Source organism: Kitasatospora sp. NPDC057936 (assembly GCF_042887525.1).
Lineage (GTDB): Bacteria > Actinomycetota > Actinomycetes > Streptomycetales > Streptomycetaceae > Kitasatospora.
Genome location: NZ_JBHVPD010000002.1, coordinates 125,085 through 147,474 on the forward strand (window position 1 = coordinate 125,085; position 22,390 = coordinate 147,474).

At 73.5% G+C, this 22,390-nt stretch carries 23 protein-coding genes; 10 read left to right on the plus strand and 13 right to left on the minus strand.

Going from position 1 to position 22,390, the window contains the following annotated elements; genetic code table 11:
- Positions 1-294: 294 nt before the first annotated feature.
- Complete coding sequence (locus ACFVU9_RS01715; RefSeq protein WP_380447350.1) at positions 295-1,311, minus strand: medium chain dehydrogenase/reductase family protein; 1,017 nt, start codon at positions 1,309-1,311, stop codon at positions 295-297.
- A gap of 193 nt (positions 1,312-1,504) precedes the next feature.
- Between ACFVU9_RS01715 and ACFVU9_RS01720 the strand changes: the two genes are divergently transcribed.
- From ACFVU9_RS01720 to ACFVU9_RS01745, 6 genes are all read left to right on the plus strand, one after another.
- Positions 1,505-2,083, plus strand: coding sequence for a helix-turn-helix domain-containing protein (locus ACFVU9_RS01720; protein WP_380447352.1), 579 nt, complete (start codon positions 1,505-1,507; stop codon positions 2,081-2,083).
- Positions 2,080-3,387: an MFS transporter gene (locus ACFVU9_RS01725; RefSeq protein ID WP_387588887.1), complete on the plus strand. Its 1,308-nt coding sequence runs from the start codon at positions 2,080-2,082 to the stop codon at positions 3,385-3,387. The genes ACFVU9_RS01720 and ACFVU9_RS01725 overlap by 4 nt, the downstream gene beginning before the upstream one ends.
- A gap of 13 nt (positions 3,388-3,400) precedes the next feature.
- A complete protein-coding gene (locus ACFVU9_RS01730) occupies positions 3,401-4,126 on the plus strand; it encodes a class I SAM-dependent methyltransferase (protein ID WP_387588889.1) in 726 nt (241 codons plus the stop codon).
- Between the two features lie 131 nt (positions 4,127-4,257).
- Complete coding sequence (locus tag ACFVU9_RS01735) at positions 4,258-4,731, plus strand: carboxymuconolactone decarboxylase family protein (RefSeq protein WP_380491915.1); 474 nt, start codon at positions 4,258-4,260, stop codon at positions 4,729-4,731.
- Between the two features lie 48 nt (positions 4,732-4,779).
- Entirely contained in the window at positions 4,780-5,703 is a 924-nt protein-coding gene (locus ACFVU9_RS01740) for an RNA polymerase sigma-70 factor (RefSeq protein WP_387588891.1), read from the plus strand.
- 261 nt (positions 5,704-5,964) lie between these two features.
- Positions 5,965-6,435: a nuclear transport factor 2 family protein gene (locus ACFVU9_RS01745; RefSeq protein WP_380445715.1), complete on the plus strand. Its 471-nt coding sequence runs from the start codon at positions 5,965-5,967 to the stop codon at positions 6,433-6,435.
- Here ACFVU9_RS01745 and ACFVU9_RS01750 read toward each other — a convergent pair.
- On the minus strand, positions 6,416-6,727 hold the full coding sequence (locus ACFVU9_RS01750) for a DUF6928 family protein (RefSeq protein ID WP_387589009.1): 312 nt from the start codon (positions 6,725-6,727) through the stop codon (positions 6,416-6,418). The genes ACFVU9_RS01745 and ACFVU9_RS01750 overlap by 20 nt on opposite strands.
- 442 nt (positions 6,728-7,169) lie before the next feature.
- Here ACFVU9_RS01750 and ACFVU9_RS01755 point away from each other — a divergent pair, with 442 nt between their 5' ends.
- A complete protein-coding gene (locus tag ACFVU9_RS01755) occupies positions 7,170-8,642 on the plus strand; it encodes a helix-turn-helix domain-containing protein (RefSeq protein WP_387588893.1) in 1,473 nt (490 codons plus the stop codon).
- A 42-nt stretch (positions 8,643-8,684) separates the two neighbouring features.
- Here ACFVU9_RS01755 and ACFVU9_RS01760 read toward each other — a convergent pair whose 3' ends face one another.
- From ACFVU9_RS01760 to ACFVU9_RS01780, 5 genes are all read right to left on the minus strand, one after another.
- Entirely contained in the window at positions 8,685-9,329 is a 645-nt protein-coding gene (locus tag ACFVU9_RS01760; protein ID WP_387588895.1) for a hypothetical protein, read from the minus strand.
- A 59-nt stretch (positions 9,330-9,388) separates the two neighbouring features.
- Positions 9,389-10,765, minus strand: a complete 1,377-nt coding sequence (locus ACFVU9_RS01765) for a DUF58 domain-containing protein (protein ID WP_387588897.1) — start codon at positions 10,763-10,765, stop codon at positions 9,389-9,391.
- Positions 10,762-11,808: an AAA family ATPase gene (locus ACFVU9_RS01770; RefSeq protein ID WP_387588899.1), complete on the minus strand. Its 1,047-nt coding sequence runs from the start codon at positions 11,806-11,808 to the stop codon at positions 10,762-10,764. The genes ACFVU9_RS01765 and ACFVU9_RS01770 overlap by 4 nt, the downstream gene beginning before the upstream one ends.
- Before the next feature lie 95 nt (positions 11,809-11,903).
- The gene (locus tag ACFVU9_RS01775) at positions 11,904-12,434 is read right to left on the minus strand and encodes a hypothetical protein (protein ID WP_380501330.1); all 531 of its coding nucleotides are present in this window, start codon (positions 12,432-12,434) and stop codon (positions 11,904-11,906) included.
- Complete coding sequence (locus ACFVU9_RS01780) at positions 12,431-13,498, minus strand: DUF4129 domain-containing protein (protein WP_387588901.1); 1,068 nt, start codon at positions 13,496-13,498, stop codon at positions 12,431-12,433. Before ACFVU9_RS01780 ends, ACFVU9_RS01775 begins: the two co-directional genes overlap by 4 nt.
- A gap of 414 nt (positions 13,499-13,912) precedes the next feature.
- Between ACFVU9_RS01780 and ACFVU9_RS01785 the strand changes: the two genes are divergently transcribed.
- A complete protein-coding gene (locus tag ACFVU9_RS01785; protein WP_380445723.1) occupies positions 13,913-14,350 on the plus strand; it encodes a universal stress protein in 438 nt (145 codons plus the stop codon).
- A gap of 32 nt (positions 14,351-14,382) precedes the next feature.
- On the opposite strand, the gene ACFVU9_RS01790 is transcribed toward ACFVU9_RS01785, so the two are convergent.
- A complete protein-coding gene (locus ACFVU9_RS01790) occupies positions 14,383-15,081 on the minus strand; it encodes a hypothetical protein (protein ID WP_387588903.1) in 699 nt (232 codons plus the stop codon).
- A gap of 139 nt (positions 15,082-15,220) precedes the next feature.
- Here ACFVU9_RS01790 and ACFVU9_RS01795 point away from each other — a divergent pair, with 139 nt between their 5' ends.
- Positions 15,221-15,523, plus strand: coding sequence for a hypothetical protein (locus ACFVU9_RS01795; protein WP_387588905.1), 303 nt, complete (start codon positions 15,221-15,223; stop codon positions 15,521-15,523).
- Positions 15,524-15,750: 227 nt separating this feature from the next.
- A complete protein-coding gene (locus ACFVU9_RS01800; protein ID WP_380445726.1) occupies positions 15,751-16,989 on the plus strand; it encodes an AI-2E family transporter in 1,239 nt (412 codons plus the stop codon).
- Here ACFVU9_RS01800 and ACFVU9_RS01805 read toward each other — a convergent pair.
- The 5 genes from ACFVU9_RS01805 to ACFVU9_RS01825 form a co-directional block, all read right to left on the minus strand.
- The gene (locus ACFVU9_RS01805) at positions 16,876-17,214 is read right to left on the minus strand and encodes a hypothetical protein (protein WP_380445727.1); all 339 of its coding nucleotides are present in this window, start codon (positions 17,212-17,214) and stop codon (positions 16,876-16,878) included. The genes ACFVU9_RS01800 and ACFVU9_RS01805 overlap by 114 nt on opposite strands.
- A gap of 371 nt (positions 17,215-17,585) precedes the next feature.
- Positions 17,586-18,416, minus strand: a complete 831-nt coding sequence (locus tag ACFVU9_RS01810; protein ID WP_387588907.1) for an alpha/beta fold hydrolase — start codon at positions 18,414-18,416, stop codon at positions 17,586-17,588.
- Between the two features lie 162 nt (positions 18,417-18,578).
- Complete coding sequence (locus ACFVU9_RS01815) at positions 18,579-19,364, minus strand: HAD family acid phosphatase (RefSeq protein ID WP_387588909.1); 786 nt, start codon at positions 19,362-19,364, stop codon at positions 18,579-18,581.
- 1,274 nt (positions 19,365-20,638) lie between these two features.
- Positions 20,639-21,214, minus strand: a complete 576-nt coding sequence (locus ACFVU9_RS01820; protein ID WP_387588911.1) for an HD family hydrolase — start codon at positions 21,212-21,214, stop codon at positions 20,639-20,641.
- Positions 21,211-22,341: a helix-turn-helix domain-containing protein gene (locus ACFVU9_RS01825; protein WP_387588913.1), complete on the minus strand. Its 1,131-nt coding sequence runs from the start codon at positions 22,339-22,341 to the stop codon at positions 21,211-21,213. The genes ACFVU9_RS01820 and ACFVU9_RS01825 overlap by 4 nt, the downstream gene beginning before the upstream one ends.
- Positions 22,342-22,390 lie beyond the last annotated feature (49 nt).

Genomic DNA, 22,390 nt, shown 5'->3' on the forward strand with positions numbered 1-22,390 from the left:
GGGGGGGGCGGGGGGGGTTGGCCGCCGGGCTGGCGGTCGGGGCGCGGGCGGTGGGGCCGGGCGGCACGGCCGCCGCCACGCGGGCCCGCGCGGCGGCGGCCAGGGCCAGGCGGCGGCCCCGGGCCGCGGGGGTGTTCGTCGTGCTGGTGCTGGTGCTGGTCGTCATGGCTCTCCGGCCTTCCGTACGTCCTGCGGTCGTTGTGGGGACGACAGTGCACGGCGCCGGTCAGCCGCTCGGCAGAGCGGCGGCAAAGGCGGGTAAGAACTCGCCGCCCGGCCGGATCCTGCGGGCGGTCAGGGCGTCAGCACGATCTTGCCGGTGACGGTGCCGGACTCCGCGAGGCGCAGCGCCTCCGCGGCCCGGGTGAGCGGGAGGCGGGCGGCGATCGGGGCGGAGACCTCGCCGTTGTGCAGGGCGGTGAGCACCTGGGTGAGGTCGGTGCGCAGGCGGGCCCGGAAGCGGTCCTTGGCGAGGGCGCGGCCGGCCCAGATGTTGTAGAAGTGGGCCCGGCGTCCGTTGGGCAGGCTGTTCCAGAGCCAGGTGCGGGCGAGGATCTTCAGGACGGGCCACTGCTTGGAGCCGGTGTCGTCGCGGGTGGAGGCGCTGCCGTAGGCGACGAGGGTGCCGCCGGCGGCCAGGAGGTGCCAGGAGTCGATCACGCTGCGGCCGCCGACGTGGTCGAAGACGGCGTCGACGCCGCCCGGCGCGAGTTCCCGGACGCGGGCCGGGACGTCACCGGAGCGGTAGTCGACGGGGATGACGCCGCGTTCCCGCAGGGCGTCGTGGTGCCGGGCGGAGGCCGTGCCGATCACCGTGACGCCCGCCGCCAGGGCGAGCTGGACGAGGACGGAGCCGACCCCGCCGCTCGCGCCGTGCACGAGGATCGTCTGGCCGGCCCGCACCCGCGCCTGACGGTGCAGCATCTGCCAGGCGGTGATGCCGTTGACGACGACGGTCTCCGCCTCGTCGGCGGCGAGCCCCTCGGGGACCTCGACGGCGTCGGCCGCGTCGAGCACGACGTGGCTGGACCAGCCGCCGGTCTTCACCAGAGCAGCCACCCGCCGGCCGGCGAGGCGCGGGTCGACGTCCTCGCCGGTGGTCAGGACGCGGCCCACGAGGTCGTAGCCGGGGACGAACGGGAAGGGCGGCTGGTCGTAGTACCGCCCCCGCCGCATCTGCTGCTCGGCGAACGAGACGCCGCTCGCCTCCACCGCCACCACGACCTGTCCGCGACCGGCCTCGGGCACCCGGCCTTCCCGGATCTCCAGTCCCTCCGGCGCCACGATGCCCGGCAGAACGACCTGGATCATGCGGTCGGTCTCCATGCTGACCGCCCCCTTTCGTAGAGCTTGTTGCCTTCGTTAGAAGTTATAACTCTCGACGGAAGTGAGAGTCAAGAAGAAGAGTGAGAGGTTCTAACTCTGCGATCGAACGGGGATGTTGCAGAGAATTCTCTGCAGATGGACCTATGCAGAGAGTTCTCTGCACCCTAGAGTGATCACCATGACCGACCAGCCCCGCCGCCGGATCGACGCCACGAGCCTGCGCGGCCTCGCCCACCCCCTGCGGATGCGCCTCCTCGACGAGCTGCGCACCAACGGGCCCGCCACCTCCGCCCGCCTCGCCGAGCGGCTCGGCGAGAACACCGGCACCGTCAGCTGGCACCTGCGCCACCTCGCCGAACACGGCTTCATCGAGGAGGAGACGGACCGCGGCACCCGGCGCGAGCGCTGGTGGCGGGCCGTGCGCAGCCGCAACGTCCTCAACACCACCGACTTCGACCGCGACCCCGCCACCAAGGGCGCCCTCGACGTCTACCTGGGCGAGATGCTCCGCGAGCAGTTCCGGCGCGTCGCGGACGCCATGGCCGCCGAGCTGCCCGAGGAGTGGCGCGGCGTCGGCACCGTCTCCGGCTGGTCGAACCTGCGCCTCACGCCCGCCCAGCTGCGCGCCCTCAACGCCGACCTGATGGCCGTGATCGACCGTCACACCCCCGACCCGGACGCCGAGCCCGACCCCGCGGCCCGTCCGGTGATCCTCCAGATCCAGTCCCTGCCCCGCAAGGAGTCCGACCCGTCATGAGCGACGCCGCCGTCCCGACCGAGCGCCCCACCACCGGGCTGCTGCGCCGCCACCACGACTTCCGGCTGTTATGGACAGGCGAGACCGCCAACAAGTTCGGCTCCGCCGTCACCGGCCTGGCCATGCCGCTCATCGCGGTCACCACCCTGCACGCCTCCACCCTGGAGGTCGGCGTCCTGAGCGCGGCCGGCTGGCTGCCCTGGCTGCTGATCGGCCTGCCCGTCGGAGCGTGGGTCGACCGGATGCGCAGCCGCCCGATCATGCTGGCCGCCTCCGCCGTCTCGCTGGTCCTCTTCGCGACCGTCCCGCTGGCGGCTCGCGCCGGGATCCTGACGATGGCCCAGCTCATCGCCGTGGCGCTCGCCACCGGCGTGGCCACGGTGTTCTTCCAGACCGCGTACACCGCCTACCTCCCCAAGCTCCTCTCCCCCGCCGACCAGGCCGAGGGCAACGCCAAGCTGCACGGCAGCGCCTCCGCCGCGAGCATCACCGGCCTCGGCGCGGGCGGGCTGATCGCCCAGCTCACCGGGCCCGTCAACGGCGTGCTCGCCAACAGCGTCACCTTCGTGCTCTCGCTGGTGTGCACCGGACGGATCCGGCACCGCGAACCCGTCAAGGCGGCACGGGAGAGGCGCCCGCTGCGCCAGGAGATCGGCGAGGGGCTGCGTCTGGTGTCCGGGGACGTCTGGTTCCGCACGTTCACGCTGTTCGGAGCCGCCGCGAACCTGACGCTGACGGGCTACCAGTCGATCCAGGTGGTCTTCCTGGTCCGGGACGTGGGACTGCCGGAGGGCGCCGTCGGCGCGCTGGTCGCGGCCGCGTCGACCGGAGGCATCGTGGGCGCCGCGGTGGCCCGCCGGGTCGCCGCCCGGATGGGCACGGCGCGGGCGATGCTCTTCTTCGAGCTGGTGCTGCCGGCCCTCACCCTCCTCGTCCCGCTCACCACGCCCGGCGCCGGCCTGGCGCTGTTCGTCCTCGGCGGGTTCGGAGCCTCGGCCGGTGTCGTCGCCGGAAACATCATCAAGTCGACCTTCCAGCAGCAGTACTGCCCCCCGGAGCTCCTCGGACGGCTCTCCGCGAGCGCCGCGATGCTCAACTACGGCACGATCCCGGTGGGCGCGCTGCTCGGCGGCCTGCTCGGCACCTGGCTCGGCGTGCGGCCCACCATGTGGCTGCTGACCGCCGGCGTGCCGCTGTCGGCGCTGATCCTCTGGTTCTCGCCGGTGCGCAAGCACCGTGACCTGCCGACCGAACGGCCGGTGCAGCCGGCCGGGTCCGGTGCCACGGCCGCCATCCCGGCCTGAAAGGACGTGCAGCATGACGGATGCATCCTTCGCCCATCCCCGGCTGGCCGCGATCTACGACCCGCTCGACCCCGACCGCACCGATCTCGACGCCTACGTCCGGATCGCGGAGGAGTTCGGGGCCCGCCGGGTCCTCGACATCGGCTGCGGGACGGGGGTGTTCCCCCTCCTGCTCGCCGACCAGGGGGTCGAGGTCGTCGGCGTCGAGCCCGCCGGGGCGTCCCTCGACGTGGCGCGGGCGAAGCCGGGCGCCGAGCGGGTGCGCTGGATCCACGGCGACGCGACGGCATTGCCGCCCCTGCGGGTCGACCTCGTGACGATGACGGCGAACGTCGCCCAGGCCATCGCCGACCCGGAGGCCTGGCGGCAGACCCTGCGGGGCGCGTACGAGGCGCTGCGGCCCGGCGGGCACCTGGTCTTCGAGACCCGCGACCCGGCCCGCCGCGCCTGGGAGGAGTGGAACCGCGCGTCCTCGTTCGGGACGACCGAGGTCCCGGGCGTCGGCGCCGTCGAGACGTGGGTGGAACTCCTTGGCGTGGACGGGCCGTTGGTGACGTTCCGGTGGACGTACGCGTTCGCCTCGGACGGACGGGTGCTGACCTCGGACTCCACGCTGCGCTTCCACGAGCGGCACGAGGTCGAACGGGACCTGGCCGAGCTCGGCTTCGAGCTGCAGGAGGTCCGTGACGCGCCCGACCGGCCGGGCAGGGAGCTCGTCTTCCTCGCGCGTCGCCCGTGATCCCGGGCCGGGGCCGAGTCTGAGACGCGGGTCACAGTCCGCCTCGCAGTCCGCCGTGTCACAACACGGCGGGCTGTCCCGTCTCAGGGTGTAGCCACGCACGATCACCCCCGATCACGGAGGAGCACCCCATGGACGCCCGACTCGACTACTTCGCCAACGCGACCGTCGGCAAGAGCTTCAAGCACATCATGGCGGCGGGCAGGAGCATCAAGGAGTCGTCGCTGCCGCCCGCCACCCAGGAGCTCGTCGCCCTGCGGATCAGCCAGATCAACGGCTGCGCGGTCTGCGTCGACATGCACACCAAGGACGCCGCCGCGGCCGGCGAGAGCGCGGTACGGCTCAACCTGGTGGCGGTGTGGCGCGAGGCCACCGTCTACACCGAGGCCGAGCGCGCCGCCCTGGCCCTCGCCGAGGCGGGCACCCGGGTCGCGGACGCGGCCGGCGGAGTGGCCGACGACGTGTGGGCCCGCGCCGCCGAGCACTACGACGGGGACCAGATCGCCGCGCTGGTGCTCCTCGTCTCGTTCATGAACATGGTCAACCGGCTCAACGTCATCACGCAGCAGCCGGCTGGGAGCTACGAGGCCGGACAGTTCCACTGACGGGACGGACCAGGCGACGAACGAGGCAACGGACGAGGGGAGACCGACATGAGCAGGGTCGACGACTTCGAGGAGCTGCGGCCGCTGCTGTTCTCGATCGCCTACCGGATCCTCGGCAGCGTGAGCGAGGCCGAGGACGCCGTGCAGGAGACGTGGCTGCGCTTCGACGCCGCCGCGGCGCAGCCCGTCTCCGCCAAGGCCTACCTGTCGGCCGCCGTCACCCGGATCTCCATCGACGTCCTGCGGTCCGCGCGGGTGCGGCGCGAGGCGTACGTCGGGCCGTGGATCCCCGAACCGCTGCTCAGCGATCCGTACCAGGACCCGGCGCGGGCGGCCGAGTTGGCGGACTCCGTGTCGATGGCGGCGCTGCTGCTCCTGGAGCGCCTCAGTCCGCTGGAGCGGGCGGTGTTCGTGCTGCGGGAGGTGTTCGCCTTCGGGTTCGACGACATCGCGGCGGCGGTGGGGCGCTCGGAGGCGGCCTGCCGGCAGCTGGTGGTGCGGGCACGGCGGCACATGGCGGAGGGGCGCCCCCGGTTCGCGGCGGACCGCCAGGAGCGGCAGGAGCTCGCGACGCGGTTCTTCGACGCGCTGACGGACGGCGACGTGGGCGCGCTGAGCGCCCTGCTCGCCGCCGACGTCCAACTGGTCGGGGACGGCGGCGGCAAGGCGCCGCAGCTGGCCAACGCCGTCGTCGGGGCGGACAACGTGGCCCGGGTGCTGGCCGCGTTCTTCCCGCTGCTGCGGCGGATCGACGCGACGTGCGCGCCGCAGGAGGTCAACGGGCAGCCCGGCGCGGTCGTCCGCGACCGGGACGGCCGGGTGCTCCACGCGATGACGCTCGACGTGCTCGACGGGCAGGTCCAGGCCGTCCGGGTCGTGATCAACCCCGACAAGCTCGGCCACCTCGGACCGGTGGCCGACGCCTGGGCCGTCACCCGGGAGCTGCAGGCCGTCCGTCGGCAGCGGGACTGACCGGGGCGGTGGTGGGGCGGCCCCCCCCGGCGGGGGGGCCCCCCCCCCGCCCGGGCCGCCCCGGGGCCCCCCCCCCCGCCCCCGGTCGGGGCGCCCGCCCGGCGGGCGCGGGTGCTGCGGGGGGGTGGGGGGCGCGCCCCCCACGCGGGCGGCGCCCCCCCACCGCGGCGCGGCCGGCCCGGCTGCCCGCCGACCGGAAACCCGCGCGGACGCCCGACTAGCCTGTGCAGCGAAGATCGTCCGCCGTACGAGGGGGAGCCCATGACCGCACTCACCGACCCGGCCCTCGCCCACCGGGCCATCGAGAACCTGATCGCCCGCTACGCCGAGCTCGTCGACGACGGCGACTTCGCCGGACTCGGCGACCTCCTCGCCCACGCCACCTTCACCGGCAGCGGCGAACCGGTGAGCGGGCGCGCGGCGATCGAGCGGCGGTTCCGTGACACGGTGATCCTCTACCCCGACGGCACACCGCGCACCCAGCACGTCACCACGAACACCGCCATCGACCTCGACGGCCCCACCGCTACGGCTCGCTCCTACGTCACCGTCCTCCAAGCCGCCCCGGGCCTCCCCCTCCAGACCATCGCCGCCGGCCGCTACCACGACCGCTTCGAACACACCGAAGGCCAGTGGCACTTCACCGAACGACGCGTCCGCATCACCCTCCTCGGCGACCTGACCCACCACCTCCACCAGGCGAAACGGGGAACTACGGAGCCCCCTGCCTGACCCAGTTGCCATCCGCCCCCACCACGTAGGTACGCCGCGGCCCCATGGCCGCGACCCTGGCCCGCAGCTCGGCCTCCACCACCGCGGGATCCGGAGCACCCGGATCCCGCACGAGGAAACCGTGCAGCCCGACAGCGTCGGCATCCACGTCGTCGGGCGCCGGCAGCCCCTCCAGGACGAACCCGCAGAGCGCGCGCAACGCGTCCTCGCCCATCTCCAGCGGGTGGAACGGCAGCGGGTACGGTCTGTCGTCCCTGTCCGGCCACGGAATGCCGGCGGCGGCTAGTTCCAGCCGGTGTCGGAGCCGGAGGTGTCGTGCTCGTCGGGCGATGCGGTCGTGGTGGCGGTGTGCGGCGTGTACGTCGTTGTGATCATCTCTCGTCCTTTCTCGAATGAAGGCGCGGTCGGCCCACGCAGGCACCCTTTGGACGGAAACGGGAAAACCAATCGGGCGTCATTGTCCACCCGCCGCTCCCGCCCTGACATTCCGGCCAAGGGGAATCGAGCCTCCCCGTGCGGCCGGTCTTCGACTCCTCGCCTCGCCCGGCCTCGGTAAGGAATCTACGGCCGCGGGCAAGGGGGCAACAGTGCCTTTCTGCACAGTTGAAGGCTTCGTACGGTGCCGAAGTGCACAGTGTTCCCGCCGTCCCCCGAATTACCACCGCGTGTATTCTGCGGAGTGACGTACCGAACGTTCCGGGGGGAATGGCATGAAGGTCGACAACACTCGGGTTTTGACCGGGGCTCGACAGGCCGAACGGGCGGACGACATCCTCGCGCTGTACCGCGCCGCCCGCAAGGGCGGGACGGCGCAGGTGCTCCGCCGGCTGGCCCACCGCACCGGGACGGTCGCCTTCCTGCTGAACCGGTCGGGCACCCCGGCCAGTCCGGCCGCGCCGCCGCCGGGGAGCGCCGCGCACGGGCTCTGCCTGCGCGGGGCGCGCGAGATCGCCGGCCGGAGGCTGCGGTCCGTCGCCGTCGACGACGGCGCCCTCACCGGCCTCGTACTGACCCTCGACGACACCGGGGAGACGCCCCTCCTCGCCGTGGTGGCGCCGCGCCCGGCCCCGCCCGGGCTGCCGGCCCTTGTCGCGGACGCCGCGTCCGTGCTCGGCCTCGCGTGGCAGGCGGAGGACGTCCGCCGCCGTCAGCGCCGGCTGCGCGCGGCCGACGACCGGGTCCGGGAGGCGGTCCTCCAGCTGCTGATGAACGGTCAGACCGCCACGGCGCGCCAGATCTCCGGCGCTCTGCAACCCGCGCTGCCCGAAGTGGTGCAGGTGTACGTCGTCGAGGGTCGGCGCGGTGCGCGCGACGAGGTGGCGCACCGGCTCGCCGCGTCGGGCGGCGGCGCGTGGGCCGTGCCGTGCCCCGTCTACAGCGACCACATGATCGTCCTCGCACCCGCGGCGCCCTCCCTCCCGGCCTGGGCCACCGCCCGGCCCGCGGCGGCGCACCCCTGCCGGATCGGGGTCAGCAACGCCGTACCCCTGCGGGAGACCGTCACGGGCTACGCGCAGGCGTTCCACGCGCTGGCCGCCGCGCGCCACCGCCCCGACCGGGTCGCGACCTTCGCCTCCGACCAGGACCTCCCGCTCACCATCGGGACGGCCGCGGCGGTGTGGGCGGACACCTTCCTGTCGCCCCTCCGGCTCCACCGCCCCAGGCGCCTCCAGGACCCGGACGGCGCCGAGCTGTTGGCCACCGCCTCCTCCTGGCTACGGTTCTCCTCCGGCGCGGCGGCCCACCTGAGGATCCACCGCAACACCCTGGCCGCCCGCCTGGCGTCCGTCCAGGAGCTGCTCCAGCTGGACCTGGCCCGGCTCGCCAACCGGTCCGCCCTGGCGCTCGCCCTGCACGCGGCCCCGGCCACTCCCCACTGCGCCGACGACGCCCCGGGCGACGACCGACCCGCACCCGCCCTCGACGACCTCCTCGCCCTGCCCCGCGTCGAGGCCTGGGCCGAGCAGCAGCTCCGGCCGCTCCACGGACCCGACGCCCCGACGGCCGTGGCGCAGACGCTCGCCACCTGGCTGCACCTGGACGCCCGCCTCGTGCCGACGGCCGAGGCGCTGTCCGTCTCGCCCTCGGCCGTCCGCAAACGCCTGGCCAGGGCCGAGGAGTTGCTGCAGCGCTCGCTGGTCCGCTCCCCCACGTCCGTCCACGACCTCTGGCTCGCCGAGCGGGCCCTCGAACTGGCCGAGCACTGACCCTGGTGCCGTGGCACCGGCGGGCGTCGGCACGCACCGGGCTCACCCCCGGGCGGCCGGCTCGGAGGTCGCGTCCTCGGGCTTCCCGGACGCGGCGGTCCCGTCCTCGGCGGTCTCGGACGCGGCGGTTTCGGACGACGCGGACGGGCGCAGCCCGAGGCCCACGCCCCAGGCCGCGGCCGCCACGCCCAGCAGCGCGATCGGGCGCGCCCACTCCCCCGCCCCGGTCGGCGCGAAGGCGACCGGCAGCACCAGCAGCGACGCCGCGACGGCGGCACAGGCCGCGGCCGGGCGGACGGTCCGGCGCTGCGGGCCGAACGCGTCGAGGAGCAGCAGGTAGGCCGCGAGGAGGACGGTCACCGCGAGCGCCTGCCACACCCGCGGCTCGCACAGAGCGGCGAGCACCACCGCACCGACGGCGAGGAGGGTCGTGCGGGACGCGGCGAGGCGCGCGGGCCAGGTCGCCGGCCGGCTCGGCGGATCGTCCTGCGGCGGCGCGGCCCAGAGCGCGAGGCCGGTGGCGACGACGGCCGCCGCGGGCCCGAACCGGTCGGTCGCGCCACCGCTGCGGGGGAGGCCGACCGCGGCGAGGGCCAGGGCGGCGCCGGTGCCCCGCAGGACGGCCCGTTCGAGCCGCGGGGCCCACCGGACGGCGCCGGGCGGGGGTGCCGCTTCCGTCGCACTCACGGGCGGTGCCGGAGTCGTCGAGGCCGTCGGAGTCGTCACGGTCGTCGGGGTCGTCGGGGTCATCGGGCCGCTCCCGTGATCGTGCGACGCAGCAGCGGCGCGAGTGCCAGGTCGAGCGTCTCGCCCGGCGTGTGGCGGGCCACCGGGATGCCGCGCCCGCGCAGCGTCGAGCGCATCGCCTCGCGTTCGGCGTGCCACAGGCGCAGGGCGAGGGCGTCGGTCTCGTCGTCCGGGCGCGCGGCCGGTTCGCCGGCCGGGACCTCGACCACGACCAGCGGGTTGCCGCGTTCGCGCACCTGGCCGAGCACGTCGAGGATCCGCTGGTCGGCGAGCGGAGTGAACGCGTACACCAGGGCGTGGCCGGGCAGGACCGGCAGCGGGATGCGGGGTACGGCGGCGCCGCGCTGGGGGCGGTCCTGACGGACCTCCAGCACGCTCTCCACCATGCGGTAGAACTGCCGGTCCCCGCTGCCCGCGTTGAGCCAGCGCAGCGTCCCGCCGACCGCGACGAGGCCGATCCGGTCGTGCCGGCGCAGGTAGGAGCGGGTCAGTCCGGTGGCGGCGCGCAGCGTCTCGTCGAGGCTGCGCAGTCCGGTCGTGGCGTCGCGGAAGTCGGCCAGGGTGTCCAGCAGGACGACCGCGTCGGCGGCGCGCTCGGCGGTGAACTGGTTGATCTGGACGGCGTCGCGGCGGGTCGTCGACGGCCAGTGGATGCGCCGCTGCCGTTCGCCCGGCACGTGCGGGCGCACGCCGATCACCTCGGTGCCGGTGCCCTCGTGCGCGGTGGTGTGCTCGCCGATCCGCTCCGGCAGCCGGACCGGGATCGGGGTGAGGCGGGCCGCGCTGGGCACCGGGAACACGTCCACCGTGCCGAGGTCGGTGCGCACGGTGCGCCGGGTCAGGCCGCCCGCGTCGTGGACGTCGACGTCGATCACGCCGAGCTGCCAGCGGCCCCAGCTGTCGGCGTGGACGACCAGGTCCACGCCGGTCGCGGTGACGCTGAGGGCGTCCAGCGTGACGCCGGGGCCGAGCGCCAGGGTGGGGTCGAGCCGGCCGGTCCGTCCGTCGTGCCGGACGGTGACGTGCACGGTGACGGGCTCGCCCTCGAAGCAACGGCGCGGCTCGGCGGTGCTGTCCGCGGACAGCGCGGTCGGCCGGGTGCGCCCCGGGGCGGCGAGGGCGAGCAGGACGGCGGGCCCGGCCGCCAGGGCGAGCAGCCACGCGTGGCCGGTGAGCAGCGCGGCGACGGCCGCGGCGGTGGCCACGGTGAGCAGGCGCAGCGTCTGCTCACCGGCGCGCCAGTGCGGCGGGGGCGGGCTGCTCGGCAGGCCGTCGACCAGCCGCGCGCCGACGGGCCGGGCGCCAACGGGCCTGCCGCTGGCGGCCCCGGAGGCGGACCGGGTGGCGGATTCCCCCGGATGCGGTGCGCGGTTCACGAAGTGGCCGCGCGGGGCAGGGTCTGCGGCGCCGGCACGGCGTCGACCAGTCGCCGCACGACGTCGTCGGCCTCGATCTGGCGCACCCACAACTCCGGTGCGAGGGTGATGCGGTGGGCGAGCGCGGGGACGGCGAGCGCCTTGACGTCCTCCGGGGTCAGGTAGTCGCGGCCCTCCAGCATCGCCCGTGCCCGGGCCAGCTGGATCAGCGCGAGGCCGCCGCGGGGCGAGGCGCCGACCTGGATCTGCTGGTCGTTGCGGGTCGCGTCGACCAGCGCGATGACGTAGTCGACCAGGTCGTCGTCGACCTCGACCCGCTCCACCGCCGCGCGCATGGCCAGCAGTTCCGACGGGCTGCTCACGGTGTTCAGCACCGCCTCCGGCGCCGCGCGGTCGAGCCGGGCGCGCAGCATCGCAGCCTCCGTGACGGTGGGGAGGTAGCCCATCCGCACACGGAGCAGGAAGCGGTCGAGCTGCGCCTCGGGGAGCGCGTACGTGCCCTCGTACTCGATCGGGTTGGCGGTGGCGATCACCAGGAAGGGGTGCGGCAGGCGGCGGGTCTCGCCGTCGACGGACACCTGGCCCTCGGCCATCGCCTCCAGCAGCGCGGCCTGGGTCTTCGGCGGGGTGCGGTTGATCTCGTCGGCGAGCAGGAGCTGGGTGAACAGCGGGCCGGGGCGGAACACCATCTCGCCGGTGTTCCGGTCGTAGAAGGGGGCGCCGGTGACGTCCGAGGGCAGCAGGTCGGGGGTGAACTGGATCCGGCGGAAGTCCAGGCCGAGGGTGGTCGCGAACGAGCGCGCCAGCAGGGTCTTGCCGAGTCCGGGCAGGTCCTCGATCAGGACGTGGCCGCCGGCCAGGGCGCCGAGCATGACCAGGCGCAGCGCCTCCGGCTTGCCGACGACGGCCCGTTCGATCTCCGCGAGCACCGCGAGGGCGCGGTCGCCGGCCTCCTTCGGGGTCAGCACCGGTATCGCCACCGCCGGTTCGGCCGGGGTGTGCGCGCCGTCGAGTGCGGCGGGGGCCTGAGGTAGGACGGACATGGCTCTCCTGCAAGACTGTTCGTGGATGGTGGGATGCGAAGGATCCGGCGCGGGGTGCGGCGCCGTCAACGTGCCTCAGGGGGACGGCTGGACCGTCACAGGGACTCCAGCCGGTCGACGAGGGCGCGCAGGACCGGGGCCGGGACGGTCGCGGCCGGGGCCGGCGCCTCGGGATCGACCCAGGGCCAGAGCCGGGGGCCGACCAGTTCGGCGGCCCGGTCGCGATCGGCCGGCAGCCGCAGGCCGTGGGCCTCCGACAGCCGTACGGCGTAGAGCCGTTGGAGGCGGGTGCGCAGCGGCCTGCAGTCGCCCTGGGGGTCGGTGGCCTGGCCGACGGTCCAGCGCCAGTCGCCGAGGCCGGGCTCGTGCGCCTCCATCAGCCGGGGCCGGCGGCGCAGGATCGTCTCCAGGGCGCCCGCGCCGGCCACGTACCGGGCGGTGACGAGGGCGGTGACGGTCAGCAGGACGGCGCCGGCCCCGGCCCCGGGCAGGCCGCCGACCAGGGCGAGGAGCGGTTCGGCGAGGACGGCGGTCACGGTCAGCTCGATCAGGCTGTGCCGGACGGAGCCGGGCGCGGCGAACCCGTCGGCCGGGTCTCCGGGTGTCCGCGTCTGCGGGATTCTCATCGGCCGTGTCCTGTCGATCCTGTCGGGCCTGCCGGGCCTGCCGCGCCGGCGGGCGTCGGCTCCGGCGGCTCCGTCGGCTCCGGCGGCTCCGGCGGCTCCGGCGGCTCCGGCCGCGCGGGTGTGCCCTCGGTGAGTGCGGCTGCGAGCGCCGCGCCGATGGTGTCCAGGGCCGCCCGGGCCCGGCGCACGTGGCCGTCGTCCATCGGGTGCGTCGAGTACCTGGCCTCCCGGTACAGCGCGGTGAGCGCGTGTGCCTGGCCTGGGTCGATGCTCTGGTGGGACAGCGCACGTTCCACCAGTTCCGTCGGGCTGTCGGAGTCGCGCCGGGACACGCCGGCGGCGGCGAGCGAGCCTTCCATGGCGACGAAGCAGGCGATCACGGCCGCCCGCGCGTCGTCACCGGTCAGCGCCGTGCGGGCGGACACGACGGCCTCGGCGAGGACGTCCTCCGGGGACGGCGGCGGCGCGGCGGGCAGCAGCACCTGGGCCTTCCGGCGGCGCAGGCGCCCGCGCTGACGCAGCAGCAGGACGATCACGGCCACGAGCACGACGGCCATCGCCACCCCCAACACCGCGAACAGAAGCCCGGGCAGGAGCATGAGCGCGCCGTCGTCCGTCTCCTTCGACGGAGGCGGCGGTGTCGCAGTGGAGGTCGGCAGCAGTTGCGGCGGCAGCTGCGGCGTGAAGCCGTGGTCGCCGCCCGTGCGGCTGTTGAGGACCAGCATCAGCGCCGGCACCCCGAGGGCGGCCAGCGGCAGCAACACCATCGCCGCCTCCCGCAGGCGCTCGGTCCGCGGCGTCGGCCCGATGAGGGTCCGGACCTCCTCCCGGAACCGCACCGCGAACCGGCCGATCAGCACCGCCCAGCCGATCCCGAGCAGGACCACGAAACCGATGGTGCGCACCGGCCCGGCCGTGGCCGTGCCGAGCAGCCCGCCGTCGGACCGCAGCGCCGCCGCGGCCGTCAGCAGGCCGACGACGACCAGCAGGACGCCCGTCAGCCTGGTGTCCCCCTGGGCCCGGTCGCTCCGCCGACGTCCCGTCAACGGCGTTTCGCCGTCCATGCGCCCCCCGATTCCCCCACAGTTCGGTCGACGACGCGCATCGTACAACGCCGCTCACCGACCGCCGCGCCGACCGGGCGCCCGTCGTCCACGACGACAACCCCCACCGTTCCGTTCCTTCCGTCCCCCGTCACCGCCCACCACCGTTCGTGCGCGGGCGCCGTCAAGATCGTGTCAAGGGCGCGGTCGCCGCACACTGCCAGAACCCGGCAGTCTTCGGTCCCCTCCCGTATCCGGATTCGATCACCCGCCGGGCCACCGCACCGTCGTCACCCGGGTGCCGGGCCGTACTGGCGGCGGCGTGCGGAGGCACGCACCGTGGTGCGTGGGGCAACGACGGACAGCGCAGCGACGGACCGGGCAACGACAGACCGGGCAACGACAGACCGGGCAACGACCGACAGGACGGTACAGATGAACGCGAACGACTCCGTTCCCCGCGTCGTGGTCGGCGTCGACGGCTCGCAGCCGTCGCGCGCCGCGCTGCGCTGGGCGGTCCGGCACGCCGAGCTGATCGGCGGGGTCGTCGACGCGGTGGGCGCGTGGGAGCCGCCGAGCCACTTCGGCTGGTCCGCGCCCGTGGTCGACACGTCCTTCGACCGGGACCTCGCCGAGCGGCGGTTCCACGACGAGCTGGACGAGGTGCTCGGCGTGGACGTGCCGGTGCAGATCCGGCGGACGATGGTGATGGGCGACCCCTCCGACGTGCTCCTGGACGCGGCACGCGGCGCCGAACTGCTGGTCGTCGGCAGCCATGGCCACAGCGGCTTCACCCGGGCCCTGCTCGGCTCGGTGAGCACGCGCTGCGCCCAGCACGCCGCCTGCCCGGTGGTCATCATCCGCCCGCAGTAGCGCAGCCCGCAGTAGAGCACCTGCCCCGTGGTTCAGCGGCTGTTCGCATCGTCGGCGGCGAAGTCGACCCGGGTGCCCGGGGTGACGGGCAGCGCCTCGATCCCGTCGTCAGCCAGGATCAGCGCGGCCGCCTCGGCCGAGCACCCGACGTACGTGGACAGCAGGTCGTAGTCGCTGGTGACCACCCAGCTCCGGTCCTCCGGCCACCAGAACTCGGGCCCGGTGATCTCCTCGTAGTCCGCATCGAGCCCGACCTCGGCCGCCACGAAGGGCCGCGAGGAGTCCAGCCCGGCCAGCGACGAACGCCTGACCAGCGGCTCCGGCGCGCCCCACAGCAGGGCCGCCAGGTCGTAGGCGAAGAGGACGGGCTGCTCACCCGTCACCCGGCCGAGGCAGCGCGCCAGCGCCCGGCGGGTCCCGACGTCGGGCTGCCCCGAATCCGCCAGCCACCGGACGTCGGCGTCGGGGCCGTCGGCGTCCTGCAGCAGCGGTCCGTGGCTCATCTCGGCGTGGAACGGCCGGCCCGCCGCCTCGGCCCGCTCCCGCCAGGACCGGGTGCGGCCCGACCCGTCCGAGGCGTCGAACCGGTGGAACACCCGCAGGTACGCGCCGAACCCGCCCGGCACGAGCTCGCCCACGACGTGTCCCGCGCGCTGCCCGGGCCGCTCCAGGGCAGCCTGCAGCCAGGCCAGCTCGGTCCCGTCGTAGCTCCACGTGTGCGTCTCGGTCATGCGCCCATCCTGTCCTGCCCGCCGACGCGGGCGTGCGGCGCCCCCTCGAAGCCGCCTGCCTTGCAGGGCCCGGGTGCCAGGGCGACGCTGGACGTGGCGGACAGCCACCCTCCCTGCCGCTGAGACGAGGAGCCCTGACGTGAGCTTCATCCAGATCATCGAGTACAAGACGACCCGCATCGACGAGTTCAACGCCCTGCTCGACAACTGGGTCGAGAAGAACGCGGGCAACCGCATAGCGACCCGGTCCCTGCAGACCCGTGACCGCGACCAGGAGAACGTCTACCTGAACATCGTCGAGTTCCCCTCGTACGAACAGGCGATGGAGAACTCCGCCCGCCCGGAGACGACGGAGTTCGCCGCCCGGCTCGCGACGCTGTGCGACGGACCGCCGGTGTTCCGCAACCTCGACGTGCTGAACGAATGGACCTTCCAGGACTGAAACCCTCCGTGGACGCGTCCCGCTCTCGGAGACCGGCGCCCGAGCTGCGGCGAACGGGTGGTCCGGGGCGCTGATCCGGCGGGCGTCGGCGTTGCACGCGGGGCGGGGGCGCCGGTCGGGCGGTAGACCTGGGGCCGCCACGGCGCCGGGCGCAGCCGATGCCGGTGCGCCCGCCGGGGCAACCGAGAGGACCGGACGGAGCCCGGCCGACGTCAGGGAGGCGGTCCGTGGGAGTGAACGGTGCCCGACCGCCCCGGCGTCCCACGCCGCTCGGCAGCCGCCGGCCCCGGGTGGCGCCGCCCCGGGCCCTGCCGTCGGCCTCCGGGGACGGCGTCCCGCCCGGGCTGCGGACCGCCGCCGGGTACGCGTGGCGGCTGGTCCTGCTGGGCGTCACGGCCTACCTCGTCGTGACCGTCCTCGCCCAGCTCGAAGTGCCCGTGGTCGCGGTGTTCGTGGCGCTGGTCATCACGTCCGTCCTGCGGCCGCTCGTCGACCTCATCGCCCGGGTGCTCCCGCGTTCCCTGGCCGTGCTGCTCGCCTTCGTGTGCGCCGCCGTGGTCATGGGCGGGGTCCTGGCGCTCGTCGGCACGACCGTCGCCGACGAGTGGAGCCGGCTCGGCGCCGAGCTGCGCGGCGGCCTCGGCCGGATCGACCACTGGCTGACCGGCGCGCCCTTCCACCTCCGGCCCGGCACCGTCACCGACCTCCGCGCGAAGATCGGCGAGTGGATCACCGCCCATCGCTCGGCGCTCGTCAACACCGCGCTCAGCGGCGCCAGCCGGGCCGTCGAGTTCGTCACCGGGCTCGCGCTCGCGGTGTTCTGCTCGGTGTTCTTCCTGCACTCCGGCCACCGGATGTGGTCCTGGGCGCAGCACCAACTCCCCGGCCGGGCCCAGCCGGTGTGGGCGCGGGCCGGGCGCGCGGCCTGGCGCACCTTCGCCGGGTACACCCGCGGAGTGCTGATCGTGGCGGCCGTCAACGCCGTTCTGGTGGGCATCGCACTCGCCGTCCTGCGGGTGCCGCTGGTGCTGCCGCTGATGGTCCTGGAGTTCGTCGCGGCGCTCGTGCCGCTGATCGGCTCGCCGATCGCGCTGGCCGTCGCCGCGCTGGTGGCCCTGGCGGCGCGCGGTCCGGTGGTCGCGCTGCTGGTGCTCGCGCTGATCGTCGTCATCGGTCAGATCGAGGGCCACCTGCTGCACCCGCTCGTGATGAGCTGGTCGGTGCGGATCCACCCGGTGGCGGTGGCGCTGTCGGTGATCGGCGGCGCCGTCCTGGCGGGTGTGCTGGGCGCGGTGGTCGCGGTGCCGGTGGTGTCGGTCGCGTGGGCCGTGGTGGGCGAGCTCCGGGACCGGTCAGCGGCCGGGCCGTCGCGAGCCGGTGCGCCACCGCCACGCGATGAGCCGCGCCGCCGACAGGACGAACGTCGGCACCCACACCAGGGAGAAGGCGGCCAGGACGTCGGGTGAGTTCGCGTCCGCGCTCACCAGGGCCAGGCCCGCCGAGAGTGCCAGCAGCACCGACAGGACCGAGGCCGGCACGCGCACGACCGCCCGCAGCGCGCGGACGAGCAGCCAGCCCGGCCCGCGCCGCATCGTGCGCAGGGCGCGGTCGAGGCGGCCGTCCGCCCGCAGCTCCTTCTCGATCTCCGCCAGGATCCGCAGCTCCCGGTGGGAGAGCCCCTGCCCGTCCATCGCCGCCACCTCCGAGCACGTGCCCCCACCACACGGTTGCCCGTTCGCGAGGCTCCCTAACACCGATCGGCCGGGACGGCACGTGCCAGGTCGGGACGCACGTCCGGGACGCCCCGCACCGGGTATCGGTCGGGTGCCGATCCGACCACCACGAGGAGCGGCACCGACGGTACGGCGACGAGCGCCACGGCGGCCCGATTCCCGGATCGCGGCGGCAGCGGACCACAACTCACCCGGGCCGTAGGTCCGTTCACCCACGGCCGGGCCGGCCCGAGGTCGCCGGTGCCCGGCGCGCGCCCCCGGACGCAACGGTGGTGCGCCCCCTGGGCGTGTCCGGCCACGACCACCCCAGGGGGCGCGCGTCGGCAGCCTCAGGTGTGGGCCTCGATGAAGCCGGTCAGGTTCTGCACGTACTCGGCGGGATGGGTGACGTGCGGGATGTGCCCGGCCCCGACCAGCTGCCGCACCTGCGCCTGGGGCAGCGCCTCGGCGAGCCGGGCGATGATGACCGGGAACCAGGGCGGGCTCACCGTGCCCATGGTCAGCAGGGCCGGGCCCCGGTAGCCGGACAGCCCGCCGAGGTCGAGGGACGACCACCCGGGGTCGTCCTGCTCGTCGAGGAAGGTCGGGGCGTTCGTCAGGAAGGTCTCCCGGACGACCTCCGGGAACCCGTCCCACGCCCCCGGGCCGATGGCGACCTCCTCCACGAACTGGTGGGCGCCCTCGAAGGTCTCACCGGCGCGCAGGTGTGCGAGAACGGAGTCGACCTTCACCTGCATGTCCCGCATCCGCGTGTCCTGCGAAACCGGCCCGCGTTCCGCGTCCGGCGTCACGATCCCCATCAGCGGCGGCTCGTGGGCGACGAGGCTCCGGAACAGCCCGGGGCGCCGCGCGGCCAGGCCCAGCGCCGTCGACGCCCCGAAGGAGTTCCCCGCGACGTGGGCCGGCGCGAGGCCGAGCTCCTCGACCAGCGCCGCGAGGTCGTCCTCGTCCTCCGTCCGGGAGCCCTGCCCCGGTGGCCGCTCGCTCCGGCTGTGCCCCCGCCGGTCGTAGACCAGCACCCGGTACCGCTCGGCGAGGGCCGGCAGGACGGGCACCCAGTTGAAGTGGTCGCCCCAGGAGCCGTGGACCAGGACGAGCGGGTCGCCGTCCCCCGCCAGCTCGTAGTAGAGATCGACGCCGTTGACCCTGGCCCTTGGCATGCGACGGCTCCTCACCTGCTCGCCCGCTCGTCCGCGCACTTGCTCGCCCGCTCACGTGCTCGCCTGCCGGCCTACCGGCCTGCGGAACGACGGTTTCCCGTCCATTCAGACATCGCGACGCGCGGGCGGCAATACGGAGGACGGCCCGGCCGGCTCCGCGCCCTACGGCAGGTAGTACATCGGGTTCGGCAGCTTGAAGCCCTTGTCCGCGTGCCCGCCGGACAGGTCGCTCTGCTGGTCCCCGAAGTTGCCGACGATCTCGTAGCCCAGGTCCTCGATGTGGGCGCGGGTGCCGGACTTGTACTCGATCACCGAGCACTTCGCCCCGCAGGCCAGGTACGGCGCGGGCGAGGCCGTGTTCTTCAGGAACAGGTGCGCCTCGTCCGCCACCGGGTACCCGACGGCCGCGAGGTTGGCGGCGGTGGCGGCGCGCTGGGCCTCCGGGCGGCCGGTGATGTAGAAGACCGTGTAGCCCTGCTGCTGGGCCCAGGTCGCCAGGTCGTTCATGCCGAACACGGCCGGCATGGTCTTCGTGGCGATGTACTGGGCGTTGCTCGCCGGGTTGTAGACGAAGGTCGTTTCGAGCTCGTAGTTGTACGTCGACAGCGTGGTGTCGTCGACGTCGAGCACGATGGCCTTCCTGCCGTCGCGGTCGTACTTGATCTGCTGCGCCAGGTACTTCCGGGCCTTGGTCTCGACGCCCTTGACCTGGGCGGCATAGTTGCTGTCCGGAGAGGGCCAGTGCTCCCCGTTGGCGTCGACGGTGTCCCCGTAGTACGCCTTGATCCTGGCCACCTCGTCCGTCATGTTGGTGATCTGACGGTCCGTCCGGGGCGCGGCGGCATCGGCCGCGGCCAGCCCGCCGCCGGCCACCACCGCGCCGACGACGACGCCGACGGCGAGGGTGGGAACCTTCCGCGCACGGGACGTCAGGGTGCTCTCGGGCATGAGGGTCTGCTCCTTCTCCCGCAGGCCGGGAGGGCGCGACTCGCCCGTCGAACCGGCGTGGGGTCTGCGTGATCCACGAACCGTAGGGGCGATCAACCCCACAGGTCAAGGAGTGTCTACGCGCATGGTCTACGCGCGATGCGACCGGGCCGCGACGGCCCTGCGCCGAGACGCCGTGACGTCGCGTACCGCGCCCCCGAACTCGGAGCGCACGGCGGCGGTGGCGGACTTCAGCGCCGCCGACGCCTTCTGCATCCGAGGTGGACGTTGATGCGACGAACTTCAGGCCCTTACCTGCGTGCTTGCGCTCAGCCTCGGCCTTCAGGTCGGCGAAGTCCAGGGTGGTCAAAGGGGGATGCCTCCAGGCGGTTTGACATATCTGACGGAAGGCCATGAAGCTACTGCCGAGAGGTTGGCACCTCTCGGTACGTCGCAACCCCGGGTGCAAGGGAATACACCCGGGGTTACCCCCCGCATAGCCGCCTGAGTACCGGTGTACTGACAGCGGCTGGGCGGGGGTTGACGCTCAACCCGCACCGGAAAGCCTCGACTTCACTAGCTTGAGCGAGTTTTCCGAGCACCTGCACCGGCAGGTCTCGATTCATCTACCGCTTGCGGTAGGTCGGGTCGAGCCTGCCTAAAAACAGGGACCTCCCCCGATCTGCCCTATCAAAGGGAGTTGTCGGTGAGAGTCCCTGAGTGGCTGGTTGCTCTCGGTACAGGCGTTGCGGGCCTTCGGTTCGTGCTGCTTCGGGTTATCCCGCGGCTCAGCGAGGCGGCAGTTGTCGCGATCCGCGCCGTTCGCAGGGTCCAGCGTGAGCTTCGCGGCGACGACGAGTCGCCCGGAGGGGGCGACAGGCTGCCAGGTCCTGGAGGCCGGCGGCCAGGTCGAACACGGGGGTGACCGACGAGCCGGCCGAGCGCGAGCGCGCCGAGCGGGCCCGCACCGGAGCAGACATCGACCTCACGCGCCCCGCCGGGCACCCTCCAGCCGGGGTACGGCTACCGGCTCCGGGCCGTGGCCGGCATCGAGCTGTCCATCGCCGTCCCACTCCCGCCGCCGGAGGAAGAGGAGAAGTGCCGGGTGACACCAAACCCGCACCGCTGACGGAGACAAGCCCAAAACCCCAGCACCCCGCCTCCAGATCGAGGCGGGGGTGCGAGCGACGCGGCCAGCGCCTACAGGCCAAGCCGAGCGCGGATAGCGTCCATGCCGTCTGCCATGGCGATGAACTCACTTTGCCGAGCGGGCTGCTTATCGCCCGGCGGCGGCGTCACCCGAGGTAGACCCTCTGCCACTCCAAGGACGTCATTGTCAGTGCGGCCTCAGCAAGGGTGCGAGCTGACTCGGTCTTGAGGCTGCCGAGGCTGCTGTCGATCCACGGCTGAACGTTCTGATACCCCTGCTCGCGGTACTCCACGGCCTGAATCAGGCACTCCAGCTTGTCCGCATCGTGGGCGACGATGACTTCCGGGCTCTCGGCGTTTTCGTACTCCTCCACGATCGCCTGAACCCCGGCGACGACGGCAGGGTGAGCCGCGCTGACCTGGTCGGCTGTCACGCGTTCGTTCGAGGCGGCGGTGAGGTAGCGGCGGCCGATGTGCGGGATATCGCCGACCCGGGTCTCCTGGGTGTCGTGGAAGAGGCACAGCAGGGCGACCTTGGCGGGGTCGGCGCCCTCCATCATCGCGAGCACCGCGCCGACGACACCCGTCCGGAACGAGTGCTCGGCAATCGTCTCGGGGTCCTTGACCCCAGCGATCCACCAGCCGGAGCGCTTCGCCCGCTTGAGCATGCCCGCCTCGAACAGGTAGCCCGCGGTGCCCTTCGCCTGCCTGTCGTCCGTCATCGCTGTCCTTCGCTGTTGGGTCGGTTGTTGCCATAGCCGCCTACCCGCAGACCGTAGTGCACAGACTCCAGCTCGCGGCGGGACTGCTGTGAAAGACCGTCACTTTCGAGCAGCGTGCGCACTCGTGCGGCCAGATCGCGGGCTGTACGGGGGTCTGCGTCGGCCAGGCCGCGTCGGCCGAGCATGAGTGCCCAGATCGAATGAACGTACAGGTCGGTGTACTCGCCTGCGCGGTCCAGCCGGACGGCGAACTGACGCAGCAGTGAGGAAGCGTCCCACTCCGGCCGTTCGTGCTCGGCCATAAAGTCATCGCTGGTCTGGGGACGTGAGTCAAGCCCGAGCCAGTGAGCCCAGTAGTTCAGGTTTGCGTTTTCGAAGTCGTCGTTGTCGGTGATTGAGCGGGCAATGAAGTCCCGGAGCAACTCGGGATCTCCCTGCCGCGCCAGTGCCGCCGCGACCGACCGAGCCTCGGCCCAGCGGGGTGACCACCCTGAGCCGGCCGAGGGAATCCGGCCTCGACGCTGCATCCCGCCGAACCACTCGACCACATCGCGGGCCCGGTCATAGGAGGACAGGTACCAGACTTGTCTGCGGAGCAACGCGGTTTCCTCACCCCCGGCTTCCACCAGGTCGGCAGTGTGCCGGAGGTTGTCGAAGAATCGCGAGCGCACGTCCTGCCCGAGGAGCGGCGCAGTGGAGACCGGCCCGCGTCGGGCGGCAGGGATGTTCAACTCCGAGGCCACAGCACCGGGCAGAACCCCGCTGACAGCCCACCCGATCATGTGCGTGGTGTCCCGGGTAAGCACCCACCCGGCCAACGGATGCTCCAGAACCTCGGACCTCGTAGGCCGTGACCGCAGTATCTCGCCGAGAACGAAGTCCGCGTCCATCGCGAGGCTGATCAGACCCACCAGACCAGCCGGCGCGCCCAGAAGGATCAGCTTCCGGCGCAGCACCACCAGATTCCCTGCCCTGGTGGAGGAGAGCGGCCGACGGCCGGACTCCCAGCCCTGGACGGTGCTCTTGTCGACCCCTAGGTCCATGGCCAACTCGTCTTGAGTCTTCGGGATCTGCTCCCGGATGACCTTGAACAGGAAGCCAGAGATCACCCCTTCGGGGAGCCGCACGGCCTCGGACTGACTGCCAGTCAGCGGTTCGATACCTCTCGGTGGTGTC

Bases quoted from the DNA above. Each gene is read 5' to 3' on its own strand.
- ACFVU9_RS01805 (WP_380445727.1), bottom strand. From the start codon at position 17,214: ATGGACGGGCAGGGGCTCTCCCACCGGGAGCTGCGGATCCTGGCGGAG.
- ACFVU9_RS01730 (WP_387588889.1), top strand. From the start codon at position 3,401: ATGACGGATGCATCCTTCGCCCATCCCCGGCTGGCCGCGATCTACGAC.
- ACFVU9_RS01790 (WP_387588903.1), bottom strand. From the start codon at position 15,081: ATGACCGAGACGCACACGTGGAGCTACGACGGGACCGAGCTGGCCTGG.
- ACFVU9_RS01770 (WP_387588899.1), bottom strand. From the start codon at position 11,808: ATGTCCGTCCTACCTCAGGCCCCCGCCGCACTCGACGGCGCGCACACC.
- ACFVU9_RS01775 (WP_380501330.1), bottom strand. From the start codon at position 12,434: ATGAGAATCCCGCAGACGCGGACACCCGGAGACCCGGCCGACGGGTTC.
- ACFVU9_RS01785 (WP_380445723.1), top strand. From the start codon at position 13,913: ATGAACGCGAACGACTCCGTTCCCCGCGTCGTGGTCGGCGTCGACGGC.
- ACFVU9_RS01720 (WP_380447352.1), top strand. From the start codon at position 1,505: ATGACCGACCAGCCCCGCCGCCGGATCGACGCCACGAGCCTGCGCGGC.
- ACFVU9_RS01735 (WP_380491915.1), top strand. From the start codon at position 4,258: ATGGACGCCCGACTCGACTACTTCGCCAACGCGACCGTCGGCAAGAGC.
- ACFVU9_RS01715 (WP_380447350.1), bottom strand. From the start codon at position 1,311: ATGATCCAGGTCGTTCTGCCGGGCATCGTGGCGCCGGAGGGACTGGAG.
- ACFVU9_RS01815 (WP_387588909.1), bottom strand. From the start codon at position 19,364: ATGCCCGAGAGCACCCTGACGTCCCGTGCGCGGAAGGTTCCCACCCTC.
- ACFVU9_RS01810 (WP_387588907.1), bottom strand. From the start codon at position 18,416: ATGCCAAGGGCCAGGGTCAACGGCGTCGATCTCTACTACGAGCTGGCG.
- ACFVU9_RS01780 (WP_387588901.1), bottom strand. From the start codon at position 13,498: ATGGACGGCGAAACGCCGTTGACGGGACGTCGGCGGAGCGACCGGGCC.
- ACFVU9_RS01745 (WP_380445715.1), top strand. From the start codon at position 5,965: ATGACCGCACTCACCGACCCGGCCCTCGCCCACCGGGCCATCGAGAAC.
- ACFVU9_RS01820 (WP_387588911.1), bottom strand. From the start codon at position 21,214: ATGACGGACGACAGGCAGGCGAAGGGCACCGCGGGCTACCTGTTCGAG.
- ACFVU9_RS01740 (WP_387588891.1), top strand. From the start codon at position 4,780: ATGAGCAGGGTCGACGACTTCGAGGAGCTGCGGCCGCTGCTGTTCTCG.
- ACFVU9_RS01725 (WP_387588887.1), top strand. From the start codon at position 2,080: ATGAGCGACGCCGCCGTCCCGACCGAGCGCCCCACCACCGGGCTGCTG.